This window comes from Rhizobiales bacterium NRL2, from assembly GCA_001664005.1.
Taxonomy (GTDB): domain Bacteria; phylum Pseudomonadota; class Alphaproteobacteria; order Minwuiales; family Minwuiaceae; genus Minwuia.
Genome location: CP016093.1, coordinates 411,314 through 425,916, shown reverse-complemented (window position 1 = coordinate 425,916; position 14,603 = coordinate 411,314). Strand labels below are relative to the sequence as shown.

Annotated in this window: 12 protein-coding genes; 2 read left to right on the top strand and 10 right to left on the bottom strand. The window is 68.7% G+C overall.

Features of this window, described 5'->3' with window-relative positions; genetic code table 11:
- Positions 1–124: 124 nt before the first annotated feature.
- The 3 genes from TEF_01895 to TEF_01885 all read right to left on the bottom strand — a co-directional run bounded on the left by TEF_01895 (position 125) and on the right by TEF_01885 (position 3,628).
- Positions 125–1,264: an acyl-CoA dehydrogenase gene (locus TEF_01895; protein ID ANK83216.1), complete on the bottom strand. Its 1,140-nt coding sequence runs from the start codon at positions 1,262–1,264 to the stop codon at positions 125–127.
- A gap of 63 nt (positions 1,265–1,327) precedes the next feature.
- Positions 1,328–2,089: a hypothetical protein gene (locus TEF_01890; GenBank protein ID ANK79682.1), complete on the bottom strand. Its 762-nt coding sequence runs from the start codon at positions 2,087–2,089 to the stop codon at positions 1,328–1,330.
- A gap of 195 nt (positions 2,090–2,284) precedes the next feature.
- Positions 2,285–3,628, bottom strand: coding sequence for an amidase (locus TEF_01885; GenBank protein ANK79681.1), 1,344 nt, complete (start codon positions 3,626–3,628; stop codon positions 2,285–2,287).
- A gap of 67 nt (positions 3,629–3,695) precedes the next feature.
- On the opposite strand from TEF_01885, the gene TEF_01880 reads away from it, so the two are divergent.
- Positions 3,696–4,904, top strand: coding sequence for an acyl-CoA dehydrogenase (locus tag TEF_01880; protein ID ANK79680.1), 1,209 nt, complete (start codon positions 3,696–3,698; stop codon positions 4,902–4,904).
- Positions 4,905–5,146: 242 nt separating this feature from the next.
- On the opposite strand, the gene TEF_01875 is transcribed toward TEF_01880, so the two are convergent.
- From TEF_01875 to TEF_01855, 5 genes are all read right to left on the bottom strand, one after another.
- Entirely contained in the window at positions 5,147–5,578 is a 432-nt protein-coding gene (locus tag TEF_01875) for a hypothetical protein (GenBank protein ID ANK79679.1), read from the bottom strand.
- Between the two features lie 564 nt (positions 5,579–6,142).
- Positions 6,143–7,162, bottom strand: coding sequence for a ketol-acid reductoisomerase (locus tag TEF_01870; protein ANK79678.1), 1,020 nt, complete (start codon positions 7,160–7,162; stop codon positions 6,143–6,145).
- A gap of 197 nt (positions 7,163–7,359) precedes the next feature.
- Entirely contained in the window at positions 7,360–7,866 is a 507-nt protein-coding gene (locus tag TEF_01865; GenBank protein ID ANK79677.1) for an acetolactate synthase small subunit, read from the bottom strand.
- Positions 7,867–7,930: 64 nt separating this feature from the next.
- Positions 7,931–9,697 carry an acetolactate synthase 3 large subunit gene (locus tag TEF_01860; GenBank protein ID ANK79676.1) on the bottom strand — a complete coding sequence of 589 codons (1,767 nt, stop codon included), beginning with the start codon at positions 9,695–9,697 and terminating at the stop codon, positions 7,931–7,933.
- A 152-nt stretch (positions 9,698–9,849) separates the two neighbouring features.
- Positions 9,850–10,818: a tRNA (adenosine(37)-N6)-dimethylallyltransferase MiaA gene (locus TEF_01855; GenBank protein ID ANK79675.1), complete on the bottom strand. Its 969-nt coding sequence runs from the start codon at positions 10,816–10,818 to the stop codon at positions 9,850–9,852.
- A 55-nt stretch (positions 10,819–10,873) separates the two neighbouring features.
- Between TEF_01855 and TEF_01850 the strand changes: the two genes are divergently transcribed.
- A complete protein-coding gene (locus TEF_01850; protein ANK83215.1) occupies positions 10,874–11,677 on the top strand; it encodes a phosphoserine phosphatase SerB in 804 nt (267 codons plus the stop codon).
- Between the two features lie 136 nt (positions 11,678–11,813).
- On the opposite strand, the gene TEF_01845 is transcribed toward TEF_01850, so the two are convergent.
- Together TEF_01845 and TEF_01840 are read right to left on the bottom strand one after the other, a co-directional pair.
- The gene (locus tag TEF_01845; protein ID ANK79674.1) at positions 11,814–12,518 is read right to left on the bottom strand and encodes a hypothetical protein; all 705 of its coding nucleotides are present in this window, start codon (positions 12,516–12,518) and stop codon (positions 11,814–11,816) included.
- A 14-nt stretch (positions 12,519–12,532) separates the two neighbouring features.
- Positions 12,533–14,401 carry a potassium transporter TrkA gene (locus tag TEF_01840; protein ID ANK79673.1) on the bottom strand — a complete coding sequence of 623 codons (1,869 nt, stop codon included), beginning with the start codon at positions 14,399–14,401 and terminating at the stop codon, positions 12,533–12,535.
- Positions 14,402–14,603 lie beyond the last annotated feature (202 nt).

The window sequence follows — 14,603 nt, the reverse complement described above, 5'->3', positions numbered from 1 at the left end:
GGTAACGGTGGTTGACCCTTAAACCATGAAGCGGTTGAGGACACGTGAAGAAGCCGCATGGGCGCCGCGCGGTTCCGGCGGCGGAACGTCGTCCGCCCCGCCCCCGGAGCGGCGGCCGCCGGGGTCACAGACCGCGGGCGATGATCTCCTTCATGATCTCGTTGGTGCCGGCGTAGATGCGCTGCACGCGGGCGTCGGCGTACATGCGGCTGATCGGGTACTCGGTCATGAAGCCGTAGCCGCCGAAGAGCTGCAGGCACTCGTCGATCATCCGGTTCTGCATGTCCGAGGTCCACCACTTGGCCATCGACGCGGTCTCGGCGTCGAGTTCCTCGCGCAGCAGCTTCGCCATGCAGTCGTCGACAAAGGCGCGGGCGACGCGGGCGTGAGTCTTCACCTCGGCCAGCTTGAAGCGGGTGTTCTGGAACTCGATCAGCGGCTGGCCGAAGGCCTTGCGCTCCTTGCAGTACTCGACGGTCAGGTCCAGCGCGGTCTCGATCGCCTGGGCGGCCGAGATGGCCACCTGCAGCCGCTCCCAGGCCAGTTCCTGCATCAGGTACTGGAAGCCCTTGCCCTCCTCGCCGAGGATTCGGTCGGCGGGAATGCGGACATTGTCGAAGAACAGCTCCGAGGTGTCCTGCGCCTTCAGCCCCAGCTTCTTCAGCCGCCGGCCCTTGTCGAAGCCCTCGTCGCCGCGCTCCAGCATGACCAGCGAGGTGCCCTTGGCGCCCATGCTCGGGTCGGTCTTGGCGACGACGATGACCACGTCGGCGTGCCAGCCATTGGTGATGAAGGTCTTCTGGCCGTTGACCACCAGCTCGTTGCCGTCCTTCAGCGCCGTGGTCTTGACGCCCTGCAGGTCGGAGCCCGTGCCCGGCTCCGACATGGCGATGGCGCCGATCATCTCGCCGCTCGCCATCTTCGGCAGGTAGCGCTTCTTCTGCTCGTCGGAGCCGTAGCGCAGGATGTAGGGGGCGACGATCTCGTTGTGCAGGCCGAAGCCGAGCCCGGTCAGATTCAGCTTCTGCACTTCCTCGAACAGGATCATCGAATAGAGCTTGTCCGCGCCCGATCCGCCGTATTCCTCCGGCATGGACATGCACAGGAAGCCCAGTTCGCCCGCGCGCTCCCAGGCGTCGCGGTCGACATAGCCCTGCTCCTCCCACTTCTCGTGGCGCGGCGCCAGTTCCTCGGCCAGGAACCTGTGCATGGAGCGGCGGAAGATCTCGTGATCCTCGGTGAACAGCTCGCGCGGCTGGCCCATCGTCATTTCTCCCCGGTATGGCGTGGTCTCGTGCGTCCCGTTATAGCGCAGGCGCCGGGAGCGTCACTTGGCGAATTTCGTCTCGGGCCGCGCCTCGGTCTTGCCGTCGACGGCAATGTCGACCTTTTCGTTGAAGAAGCAGAGCAGGCCGCGGATCGGCGCCGCCTCCCGGACCGGGCTCTCGTAGCTCCAGACCAGGTCCTCGTACCGGACCCCGCCGACATCGACATGGTAATAGCTCGCCTCGCCCTTGTAGGGGCAGGCCGTGCGCCGGTTCGACGGCGTCAGCGCTGCGGTGACGTCCTCGCGGGGAATGTAGTGGCGCGTCGGCAGGCCGGTCTCGAACAGGAACTGGGCGCGGTTCGTCTTCGCCAGTGTCTCGCCGTCCAGCGAAACCTCGACCGTGCGCGAGGACGGCAGGACGTCGACGCGGACATGCGGGTCGCGCGGATGGACGAAGATCTGCTCGTCCTCCTCGAACCAGCGGTCCATCTTCTTCCAGTAGAAGGCGCCGTAGCCGGCCAGCTCCGGCACCGCGCTGATCGGCTCCGGGTAGGACCAGACGGCGTTCTCCGCGCGCTTGTCGCCCACCACGACGTCCCAGTAGACCGCATCGCCCTTGAACGGGCAGTGGGTCGAATGTTCGGAGCGGTGCAGGAACTCCGCCCGGATGTCCTCCAGGGGCACGTAGTAGACCGGCGGGATCGGCGGTTCGTAGAGGTAGATCGCGCCGGTGGTGTCGGCGACGGTCTCGCCGTTGAACTCGACGCGGATGCGCTTGCAGCAGGGCTCGGTGCTGACGCGGTGCGGCGCGGTGTCGGCCATGGCTCGCTCTCCCGGAATGGATATCCTGCCGGAATGGTAGCGCAGCCGCACGGCAGGTCGAGAGGGGCAAGGGGGTTGGTTCTGCAGTCCGGGTCCCGGCTCGCGCCTCACGCCGTTCGGCTTGGCCGGGATGACACCCCGATGCGCGGCGCCCCTGGTGTCATCCCGGGCGGAGCGCAGCGGAGACCCGGGACCTCAGCTCCGCCCCAGCACCTTCTCCACCCCGGCGGCGATGTCGAACAGTTCCCGGTCCAGGCCGTTGTGGCCCATCAGCATCAGCCCGACCGGGGCCTCGTCCGGTTCGTGACAGGGCAGGCTGATCGACGGGCGGTCGAGGAAGTTGCCGACCGACGGGTTGCGCAGGCAGAGCAGGTTGAGGCGCGCATAGCTCTCGTCGTCCTCGAAGGCCGCGAAGGGCGGCGGCACGATGGGCACCGTCGGCATCAGCACGGCGTCGAAGCCGCCCATGGACTGGGCGCTGGCCGCCTGCATGGCGCTGCGCGCGTGCATCAGGTCGATATAGTCGGCCGCCGAGATCATCGCGCCCCGCTCGATCCGGGAGATCACGCGGGGGTCGTAGAGCCCGCCCTTGTCGGCGATCAGCGTCCGGTGCCAGGCCCAGGCGTCGGCGGCGGCGAAGCCGCCGGCGGCGTTGAGCGCGGGCAGGGCGTCGATCTCGGGGAAGGCCGCCTCCACCACCGCCGCGCCAGCGTCGCGGAGCCGCTTCAGCGCCGCGTCCCAGCCGGCGGCGACCGTTTCGTCCATGTCGGCGGTGACGTAGTTGGTCATGGTCGCCAGCCTGAGCCCGCCCGCCGGCCGCGCCATCGCCCCCGCGCCGGGGCCGCCCGCCATGATGTCGTCCAGAATGGCGCAGCAGCCGACCGAGTTGCCCAGCGGGCCGACTGAATCCAGCGAATGCGAGAGCGGCGTCGCGCCGGCGCGCGGGATCCGCGCCATGGTCGGCTTGAAGCCGGTGATGCCGCAGAAGGCCGCGGGGATGCGGCAGGAGCCGCCGGTGTCTGTGCCGATGGTGGCCGCGGCCATGCGATCGGCGACGCTCACCGCCCCGCCCGAGGTGGAGCCGCCGGGAATGCGGCCCGTGGCCCGGTCCCAGGGCGCGGCGGGCGTGCCGTAATGCGGGTTGAGCCCGAGCCCCGAATAGGCGAACTCGGTCATCACCGTGCGGCCGGTGATGACGAAGCCCGCGCGCCGCAACCGGTCGACGATGGGCGCATCCAGGTTCGCAGGCGCCGCGTCGGCCAGCGCCTTCGAGCCGGCGGTGGTGACGTGGCCGGCCTCGTCGAACAGGTCCTTGATCGAGATCGGAATGCCGGCGAAGGGCCTGGCCTCCCGCCCCGCCTTGCGCAACCCGTCGAGGGCCGCCGCCTCGGCCCGGGCGCGGTCGGCATATACCTGCATGAACGCCGTCGGCCCCTCGCCCTCGGCGCTCGCCGCCAGGGCCCGGTCGGTCAGCGCCGCGCTCGTCGTCCGCCCCGCCGCCAGCGCTTCGGCCAGCGCGGCCAATCCTGTCTCGAGCATGCGCGCCCCCTTCCCCTGAATGCCGCCTGCCCGGTACAATAGGCGGACGCTTGGGGAGAACAACATCATGGATCTGACACTGACACCGGAGGACCGGGCCTTCCGCGACGAGGTGCGGGCGTTTCTGCGCGAGAACCTGACCGAGGAGATGCGGGAGGCCGGGCGGCTGACCTGCGGGCCGTTCGCCGAGTTCGAATACGGCCAGCGCTGGTTCGAGACCCTGGCGAAGCGCGGCTGGTCGGCCCCGGCCTGGCCGAAGGAATATGGCGGGCCCGGCTGGTCGGCGATCCAGCGTTACATCTTCGACGTCGAATCCGCCGCCGCCAGCGCCCCGGCCTTCTCCATCATGGGCACGCGCATGGTGGGCCCCGTGGTGATGAAATACGGCACGGACGAACAGAAGCAGAAGTACCTGCCGCGCATTCTCTCGGGCGAGGACGTCTGGTGCCAGGGCTATTCCGAGCCGGGCTCGGGCTCAGACCTCGCCAGCCTGAAGACGCGCGCGGTGCGCGACGGCGACGACTACGTCATCAACGGCTCCAAGATCTGGACCACCTTCGCCCACCACGCCAACCGCATGTTCTGCCTGGTGCGCACCTCGAACGAGGGCAAGCCGCAGGAGGGCATCAGCTTCGTCCTGATCGACGATTTCGACGCGCCGGGGATCACGGTGGAACCGATCATCCTGATGTCGGGCGATCATGACGTGAACCAGGTCTTCTTCGAGGACGTGCGCGTGCCGGTGGCCAACCGCGTCGGCCCGGAGAACGAGGGCTGGACGGTGGCCAAGTACCTGCTGGAGTTCGAGCGCGGCGGCGACACCTACAGCCCCGGGCTGCACGCGCATATCGCACACCTGAAGCGGGTCGCGGCGGCCGAGCGCGGCGATGACGGCGGCCGGCTGATCGACGATCCGGGCTTCCGCCACCGCATCGCCGACGCCGAATGCGACATCATCGCGCTGGAGCACGTGGAGAAGCAGATACTCTGCGACCTGGCGGCGGGCCGCCAGCCCGGCCCCGCCTCCTCGATGATGAAGGTGGTGGGCTCGGAGACGCTGCAGAAGGCTGCAGGGCTGACCGCGGAGGCCGTGGGCTACTACGCCTGGCCGGACCAGAAGCCGGCGCGCAATGTCGGCTCCAACGCGCCGACCCTCGGCCCGGACCACGCCATGACCGCCCTGCCCTCGCACCTCAACCACCGCGCCGCGACGATCTATGGCGGTTCCAACGAGGTCCAGCGCAACATCATGGCCAAGCTGGTGCTGGGGCTTTAGGGCCGACACCGTTTGATCGAAGCGTTCTCCCTCCCCCTTGGCCAAGGGGGAGGGTCGGGGCGGGGGATCGACCCATCCGTCCAGTTGACGTCATCCCCGACGGCGCTCGCGCCACTCGGGGATCGGGCGAAGAAGGGCTCCAGCGCTCCCGCGCCCAGGAACGGCTCAGGCATGGGTCCCGCGCCGGCGCTGACGCGCCGCGCAGGACTCATGAGGTTCGTATTCCCGCGCGTCCTTCCGGGTCAGACGAAGACCCCGTGCGGATCCGGCGGATCCTCGGCCTGGCTGGGCCAGAAGAACAGCGTGAGCATCGCCAGCAGGCCGATCACCGGCACGGCCATGGCGAAGGCCAGCGCCCGGCTGCCGATGGCGTCCCGGCTGCGCCGCGCGGCAATGCGGAAATAGAACCAGCCCACCACCGCCATCAGCAGCAGCGAGACGATGGTGACGGTCAGGGCCACGCCCGGCGCCCAGTGCACAGCGGCATGTTCGGCCAATCGCTCGAGCAGCCCCCCGACGATCCACGCCGCCACGGTCAGCCCGAAGAACGCGGCCCGCGGCATGCGCTGGCCGGAGCGTTCCGTCGCCACCGCGACCACCGCGACTCCGATCAACGCCACGACCGGCACCCAGATCCAGATCGACATCCCTTCCATCACCGCCTCCGTGAACACATCTTTTCCGTGAATATTGAAACATGAACGCTACCTGGCGTCCAGCTTCGTTCATGGTCCGTTCACGCATGTGGCAAGGAGGTCGCGGGGTCCCGGCTCGCGCCGCAAGGCTCAAGACAAGCCATATCCAGAGTCCTGGGGCCGGCTGGCTTCAGCCCCCGGATCATGGTCCGGGGCAGGCTCAGCCCGGGACCCACGCCAGAGTATGGCCGCCGGAACTCCGATGCCGGAGATGCTCAGGCATGGGTCCCGCGTCGGCGCTGACGCGCCGCGCCGGACGCGCGAGGTCCGGATTGCTTGAGCGGAAACACCCTCTCTCGTCGGAGAAAGTGAAGGGTCAGGGAGACGGATGGTCCGGTGGGTTGATCCACCGGCTCAACGAGTCAGAAGGCCCGCCGGCCGGCCGGACAGGTCGGCGCGCAGGGGATGGGCCGGTCGGCCTGCGCGCCTTCTTTCGAAATACGGTGCCGCGCCCCGTGCCGGCCGATCCAACCCACGGGATAAGAGAAATATGAAAGACGGCGGGATGGCCGGCCCAGCCATCCCCATCCCGCCTGCTCGGACCTAGTTCTTCGACTTGTCCACCAGCGCCTTCTCCGAGATCCACGGCATCATGGCGCGCAGCTTCTCGCCCACATCCTCGATCGGGTGCTGGGCGTTCCTGGCGCGGGTCGCCTTGAAGCTGGTCTGGTTGACCTTGTTCTCCAGCATCCACTCGCGGGTGAACTTGCCCGACTGGATGTCGTCCAGCACGCGGCGCATCTCGGCCCTGGTCTCGTCGGTGACGATGCGCGGGCCGGTGACGTACTCGCCGTACTCCGCGGTGTTGGAGATCGAGTAGTTCATGTTGGCGATGCCGCCCTCGTAGATCAGGTCGACGATCAGCTTTACCTCGTGCAGGCACTCGAAATAGGCCATTTCCGGCGCGTAGCCGGCCTCGACCAGGGTCTCGAAGCCGCCGCGGATCAGCTCGACCAGGCCGCCGCAGAGCACCACCTGCTCGCCGAACAGGTCGGTCTCGCATTCCTCGCGGAAGGTGGTCTCGATGATGCCGGCACGGCCGCCGCCGATGGCGCAGGCGTAGGACAGGCCCACGTCCAGCGCGTTGCCGGAGGCGTCCTGATGGACCGCGACCAGGCAGGGGACGCCGCCGCCGCGCTGATACTCGGAGCGCACCGTGTGGCCCGGGCCCTTCGGCGCGATCATGAAGACGTCGAGGTCCTTGCGCGGCTCGATCAGATTGAAGTGGATGTTCAGGCCGTGGGCGAAGATCATCGCCGAGCCTTCCTTCAGGTTCGGCGCCAGCTCGTCGCGGTAGAGCTCGCCCTGCAGCTCGTCCGGGGTCGCCACCATGACGACGTCGGCCCAGGCGGCGCCTTCGGCCGCGGTCATCACCTTGAAGCCGGCCTCCTCGGCCTTCTTCCGGGTCGACGAGCCCTCGCGCAGGCCGATCGCCACGTCCTTGACGCCGCTGTCGCGCATGTTCATCGCATGGGCGTGGCCCTGGCTGCCATAGCCGACGACCATGACCTTCTTCGACTTGATCAGGTTCAGATCCGCATCGCGGTCGTAGTAAACGCGCATTTCTTCTTTCTCCCTCCGATTGGTATCTCGCGGCGCGACCGGGTCGGCTCGGGTGCCGGCGACCGGTCGCTGAGTGTCACCCCCGATTCATTCGGGGGTCCGGTAGGGTGTTTCTTCCTGTTTGGCAAGTGCCGGAGGGAACGCCGCCCCGGACCCCCGCACAGGGCGGGGGCGACAGCTGATGGGTCAGTTGCTCCTCAAAGTTCGTCCGGGCCGCGGCTGATGGCGGCGATGCCGGTGCGGCTGATGTCGATCAGACCGAGCGGCCGCATCAGGTCGGCGAAGGCGTCGATCTTCTTCGTCGAGCCGGTGATCTCGAACACGAAGCTGCGGTCGGTGGCGTCCACCGCCTTGGCCTTGAAGATGTCGGCGATGCGCAGCGACTCGACGCGCTTCTCGCCCGAACAGCGCACCTTCAGCAGCGCCAGCTCGCGCTCGATGTGCTCCCCGTCCACGGTCAGGTCGGCCACCCGGTGCACCGGCACCAGACGGTCGAGCTGCGCCTTGATCTGCTCGATCACCATGGGCGTGCCCGAGGTGACGACGTTGATGCGGGAGAGGTTGTTCTCCCGGTCGACCTCGGAGACGGTCAGGCTCTCGATGTTGTAGCCGCGGCCGGAAAAGAGACCGATCACGCGCGCCAGGACGCCGGCCTCGTTGTCGACGAGGACGGCGATGGTGTGGGTTTCGACTGTATCGTGCATGCTTCCCGCGGACCCGGCCGGGCCAGGTCCGCCCCTCCTTCGGAATGTCGGGGTGACGAAGGGCTCAGACCAGGGCGAAGCCCTTGTCCGTCACCTTCGGCGAATCCTCCGAATTGGCCTCGTTGCCCAGGATCATCTCGTTGTGGGCGGCGCCCGAAGGCACCATCGGGAAGCAGTTCTCCTCCCGGTCCACGCGGATGTCGGCGATCACCGGCCGGTCCACGGCCAGCATCTCGTCGATGACGCCGTCCAGATCGTCCGGCTTTTCGGCGATCAGCCCGACGGCGCCGAAGGCGTCGGCCAGCTTCACGAAGTCCGGCAGGCTGTCGACATAGCTCTCGGAATAGCGCTTGCCGTGCAGCAGTTCCTGCCACTGGCGGACCATCCCCATCCACTGGTTGTTGAGGATGAAGATCTTCACCGGCAGCCGGTACTGCGCCAGCGTCGACATCTCCTGGATGTTCATCAGGATCGAGGCCTCGCCGGCGATGTCGATGCAGAGCCGGCCGGGATGCGCCACCTGCGCGCCCATGGCGGCGGGCAGACCGTAGCCCATGGTCCCCAGCCCGCCCGAGGTGAGCCAGCGGTTGGGCTGCTGGAAACCGAAGAACTGCGCCGCCCACATCTGGTGCTGGCCGACCTCGGTGGAGATGATCGGATCGCGGTCCTTCGTCTTCTCGTAGAGCGCCTGGATCGCCCGCTGCGGCTTGATGATGTCCGCCGTCTCCGCATAGGCGAAGCCGTTGCGGCCGCGCCAGCGTTCGATGTCCGCCCACCAGGGCGCCAGCCGCTTCCTGTCGGCCTGACGCGCCCCGGCCTTCCAGACCCGCATCATGTCCTCCAGCACGTGGGCCACGTCGCCGATGATCGGCACGTCGACCGCCACGTTCTTGTTGATCGAGGAGGGGTCGATGTCGATGTGGATCTTCTTCGAATTGGGCGAGAAGGCGTCGAGGCGGCCCGTCACCCGGTCGTCGAAGCGCGCGCCGACGCAGATCATGACGTCGCAGTCGTGCATCGCCATGTTGGCTTCGTAGGCCCCGTGCATGCCCAGCATGCCCAGGAACTGCGGATCCGCGGACGGATAGGCGCCGAGCCCCATCAGCGTGGAGGTCACCGGATAACCGGTCTGGCGCGCGAACTGGGTCAGCAGCATCGACGCCTTCGGCCCCGAATTGATGACCCCGCCGCCGGTATAGAAGATCGGCCGCTCCGCCTTGGCGATCAGGTCGACCGCCTTGCGGATCGCCTCCAGATCGCCCTTGACCTTCGGGCGGTAGGACTTGTGCCTGACCTGATCGGGGCCGGAATAGGCGCCGGTGTCGATCTGGACGTCCTTCGGGATGTCGATGACCACCGGGCCGGGACGGCCGTTGGTGGCGACATAGAAGCCCTCATGGACCACGCGCGCCAGGTCGTCCGTCGATTTCACCAGGTAGTTGTGCTTGGTGCAGGGCCGGGTGATGCCGGTGGTGTCGCACTCCTGGAAGGCGTCGTTGCCGATCATGTGCGTCGCCACCTGACCGGTCAGGCAGACGACGGGGATGGAGTCCATCAGCGCGTCGGTCAGGCCGGTGACGGCATTTGTCGCCCCGGGGCCGGAAGTGACGAGCACGACGCCCGGCTTGCCGGTCGAGCGCGCATAGCCCTCGGCCGCGTGCACCGCGCCGCCCTCCTGACGGACCAGGATGTGGCGAATGGAGTTCTGCTGGAACAGCGCATCATAGATGGGTAGTACCGCGCCGCCCGGATATCCGAATACCGTGTCCACGCCCTGATCGACGAGTGCCTTGATCAGTATTTCAGCGCCGGTCATCGTCTTGGTCGACATTGGTCTGTCCCATCTGTCTTGCGTCTCGGGTTCACAAACGAAACGCCCCGCCGGGGCGGCCGCGAATTGACCGCCCGCCGGCGGCGGAAAATCCGCGCTGGCAGCCGGAAAGGCCGGTCCCCCGGAGAGGGCCGGCGGACCATAGGGCAGGGTCAGGAACGGGTCAACAGGAATTCGCTTATTTTCGGAAAGATATCGGCCTTCATTCTTTCCATATGTTGCGCGTCATGGGTGATGTCGGAAATTATCTGATGCCTGAGCCATGTCACCTGCCGCTTCGCGTAGCGGCGGGTCAGGGTGCGGGCTTCCGCGGCGGCAGTCTCCAGTCCGATCTCGCCCCGGTCGGCGGCGATGAGCTGCGGCACGCCCAGCGCCTTCATGGCGGGCAGATCCGGGTCCAGGCGGCGCGCCGCCAGGGCGCGGACCTCCGCCATGGCGCCCTGCGCCAGCATTTCGCCGAAGCGGGCGTCGCAGCGTTCGTAGAGCATCTTCCGGTCGGGCAGCAGGACGACCTTCAGCAGGTCCGGATCCAGCGGCGGCGGCTCCGGCGGCAGCATCTGCCATTCGGAAAGCGGCCGGCCGGTGCCCAGCCAGACCTCCCAGGCGCGGATCAGCCGCTGGCTGTCGCCCGCATGCAGCCGCGCCGCCGACGCCGCGTCGACCCCGGCCAGTTCGGCGCGGAAACGCTCGCCGCCCAGTTCGGCCAGTTTCGCCGCCGCCGCCTTGCGGTGTGCAGGATCGATGTCGGGGATCGGCGAGAAGCCTTCCAGCAGGGCGCGGACATAGAGCCCGGAACCGCCGACGATAATGGGCAGACGTCCCGCCGCGCGGGCGGCGCGCACCTCCCCGGCGGCCAGTTCGGCCCAGCGCACCGCCGAACAGATCTCCGCCGCGTCGAGAAAGCCGTAGAGCCGATGCGGCGCGGCGGCCAGCGCCCGCTCGTCAGGCCGCGCAGTAATGATCCTGAGGTCGCGGTAGACCTGCATGGAATCGGCATTGATCACGACCCCGCCGAAATCCTGCGCGGCGGCCAGCGCCAGCGCGGACTTGCCGCTGGCCGTCGGGCCGAGTATCAGCAGGGCCTCGTTCCCCCCCTGCTTCCGCTCCGGAGACTCGTTCATGCAGACGGTTCTGACGCTCGTCGCCGCGCCCGGTCAAGAAATCCCTGAGCACGCGCTGACCGCGCTGGACGCGGTACTGCCCGCCGCCGCCATGGCAGAGGGCGCCGGCGGCGTCCGGCACCTGCGCTTCGACTGGGACAATCACGCCGAGCTGCGCGACCGGGTGGACCGCGCGCTGGAGGGCGATGCGATCGACATCTGCGTGCAGCCGGCGGACATGCAGGGAAACAAGAGACTGCTCATCGCCGACATGGATTCGACCATGATCACGGTCGAATGCATCGACGAACTGGCCGACTTCGCCGGAGTGCGCGACGCGGTGGTCGCGATCACCGAGCGGGCCATGCGCGGCGACATCGACTTCGAGGGCGCGCTGACCGAGCGGGTGCGCCTGATGGAAGGCCTGAAGGAAAGCGCCCTGCAGCAGTGCTTCGACGAGCGCGTGCGCCTCAGCCCCGGCGCGCGGGAGCTGATCGCCGGCTGCCGCGCGGCCGGCATGCACTGCGCCCTGGTCTCCGGCGGCTTCACCTACTTCACCCGCCGCGTCGCCGAACTCTGCGGCTTCGACGAGAACCGCGCCAACACGCTGATCTTCGAGGACGGCGTGCTGACCGGCGAGGTCACGCAGCCGATTCTGGGCCGCCAGGCCAAGATCGAGGCGCTGGACGAGATCTGCGCGAAGCTGGGCATCGGCCCGGAGCAGGCGGTCGCCATCGGCGACGGGGCCAACGATCTCGGCATGATCGTCAAGGCCGGACTCGGCGTCGCCTGGCGCGCCAAGCCCGTGACCGCAAAGGCCGCCGACGCGCGCATCGACCATGCCGACCTGACCGCCGTTCTGCGCTTCATGGGGCTTTGAGGGCCGGACGTTGCTCACTGATGGGTCACCCCCGCCCCCGTGCGGGGGTCCGGAGCGGCCGCGCCGCGAGTCGACACTTCGCCCGGATGCCCGCACGAGGCGGGCATGACAAGGATTTCTGAACGCCGTCCCTCGCTCAGCCCTCCAGCTTCGCCTTCAGCCAGCCCGCCATCCAGCGCCCGGCCTCGGCGTTCGCCGGCGGCGTCGCCAGCGAAGCCAGCGCCGGCGCGGCCACCCTCTCGGGGATCGAGGATCCCGCCCGGAGCCGGATCAGCGCGGCGCTGAAGGCGCGGTTGAACTCCGGATGGAACTGGGCCGTGAGGATCGGGACGTCCCGGTATTCGAGCACGCCGAAGGGGCAATGGTCGTTGCCGCCAAGCGCCCGCGCCCCCGGCGGCACGGCGGTCACCTGGTCCTGGTGGCTGACGATCATGGGAAATTCCCGCTCCGCCCCGTCCAGTGCGATGCGGTAGCGGTGCAGTCCCGCGCCCCAGCCCTTCGGCGACTTCTCCGCCCGCCCGCCCAGGGCCTCGGCGGCGAGCTGATGGCCGAAGCAGATGCCGAGCTGCGGCACGCCGGCTTCGGCGGCGGCGCGGATGAAATCCTTCAGCGGCGCGATCCAGGGCTCGTCGTCATAGACGCCGAAGCGGGAGCCCGTATGCACCCAGGCGTCGCAGTCGCGGGGTCCGTCCGGCCAATCCCCGCGGATGACCGACCAGGTCCGGAAGTCCGCCGCCGGCAGATGCGGCGTCAGCCAGCGCCGGAACATGGCCGGAAAGTCGCCGTACACGTCCACCAGGTCGTCGTGGACCAGTCCCGCCTCCAGAATGCCGATCCGCATCGCTCTTCCCGTCCCTACAACGGCCAGACGATCAGCAGCATCGGCACCGAGACGGCGAGGACGACGACCTCCAGCGGCAGGCCCATCCGCCAGTAGTCGGAGAAGCGGAATCCGCCCGGCCCCATGATCAGCGTGTTGTTCTTGTGCCCGATGGGCGTGAGGAAGGCGCAGGAGGCGGAGATCGCCACCCCCATCAGGAAGGTGTCCGGATTGACCTCCAGCCGCAGGGCGAGATCGATGGCGATGGGCCCGGTGATCACCATGGTGGCGACGTTGTTGAGCACGTCCGACAGCGTCAGCGTCACCACCATGATCGCGACCAGGGCGAGAACGGCCGAATGGCCCTCGGTCCAGCCGGCGATCGAGTTCGCGATCAGCGCCGTGCCGCCGACGTTCTCGAAGGCCGCGCCGAGCGGCAGCAGGCAGGCGAGCATGACCACGACCGGCCACTCGATGCGGCTGTAGAACTCCCTGGCCGGGACCAGGCCGAAGGCCGCGTAACCGGCGACGGCGATGGCGATGGCCACGGTGAAGGACAGCAGCCCCGCGGTCGCCACGGCGATCGCGCCGGCGAACAGCCCCACCGCGAGCGCCGCATTGAAGGGCTTGAAACCGGCGACGCTGATGCGGTTGACGGCGACGAGGCCGAGCTGGTCGAGGGTCAGCGTGAGGCCGGCCTGACGGCCGGTGATCAGCAGTTCGTCGCCGGCCTCGATGGTGCGCCGGCTGATCCCCTCCCGCGTTACCGTGCCGGCGCGGGCAATGCCGAGCAGGGTGATGCCGTAGCGCTGGCGCATGCTGATCGAGGTCGCGGTCTGCCCCACGAGACGCGAATCGGCCCGCACGACCGTCTCGATGATCTCCGGGCCGCGCGCCACCGGCTTGTCCTCCTTCTCCTCCTCGGTCTCGCTGGCCTCGCCGCCGTCTCCGTCCTCGCCGTTCTTCCGGGCGTCCGGCCCGGCGGATTCATCGGCGTCCTTGCCGGCCTCCTCGCTGTCGTCGATCTCGGCCTTCTGCAGATCGGAGAGCTTGATGAAGGCGGCGATTGCGTCGGTCGAGCCCTCCACCACCAGCCGGTCGCCCGCCCGGATACGCAGGGCGCGGACCGCGCCGCGATGGGTCTCGCCGTCGCGTATGAGGCCGACGAGACGGACATCCGCCTCTTCGGCTTCCTCGTCCAGTTCGACCCCGACACGGCCGTCCAGCCGCGAATCCTCGGGGACCAGCAGCTCCGCCAGGAAGGAGGCCGGGTCGATCTCCCCCGGCCTGTCCTCGCGCCGCGGCACCAGCCGCCAGCCGACAAGGGCCACGAACAGCACGCCGGCGACCGCCACAGCCGCGCCGACGGGCGCGAAATCGAACATGGAATAGGGCTCGCCGAGCTGCTGCTCGCGGACCGCGGAGGCAATGATGTTGGGCGGCGTGCCGATCAGCGTGACCATGCCGCCCAGGATGGTGGCGAAGGAGAGCGGCATCAGCGTCTGGCCGGGCGGCCGCCCGGCCTTGCGCGCGGCCTGGACGTCCAGCGGCATCAGCATGGCCAGGGCGGCGACGTTGTTGATCACCGCCGACAGCGCCGCGGCGACGCCGCCGAAGATCGTGATATGCGCCCCCGCCGAGCGGTTCTCGCGGATTGCGAGCCGGGCCAGCAGGCCGAGCACGCCGGAATTCTCGAAGGCGCGCGAGGCGATCAGCACCAGGGCAACGATGATCACGGCCGGATTGGAGAAGCCGCTGAAGGCCTCGTCCTGGGGCACCAGGCCGAGGACGACACCGATCAGCAGGCCGCCGGCCGCCACCAGATCATGGCGCAGCCGTCCCCACAGCAGCATCCCCAGAATGACGGCGAAGAGCGAGAAGAGAAGGACCTGGTCGGTCGTCATGCGTGCCCCGATGCGCGGAAGATGGGCGACAGCTTAGGCGACGCCGCCGAACCGCTGCAACAGACGCCTGCGCCGCCCTGCCATCCGGCATCCCCCTCCCGGTTCCGCTTGCGCGCATCCATCCTCCCCCCCTGGCCAAGGGGGAGGGACAGGGCGGCGGATCGGTCCACCCCGTTCCGGTCGCGCGTCGCGCCTGCTATAG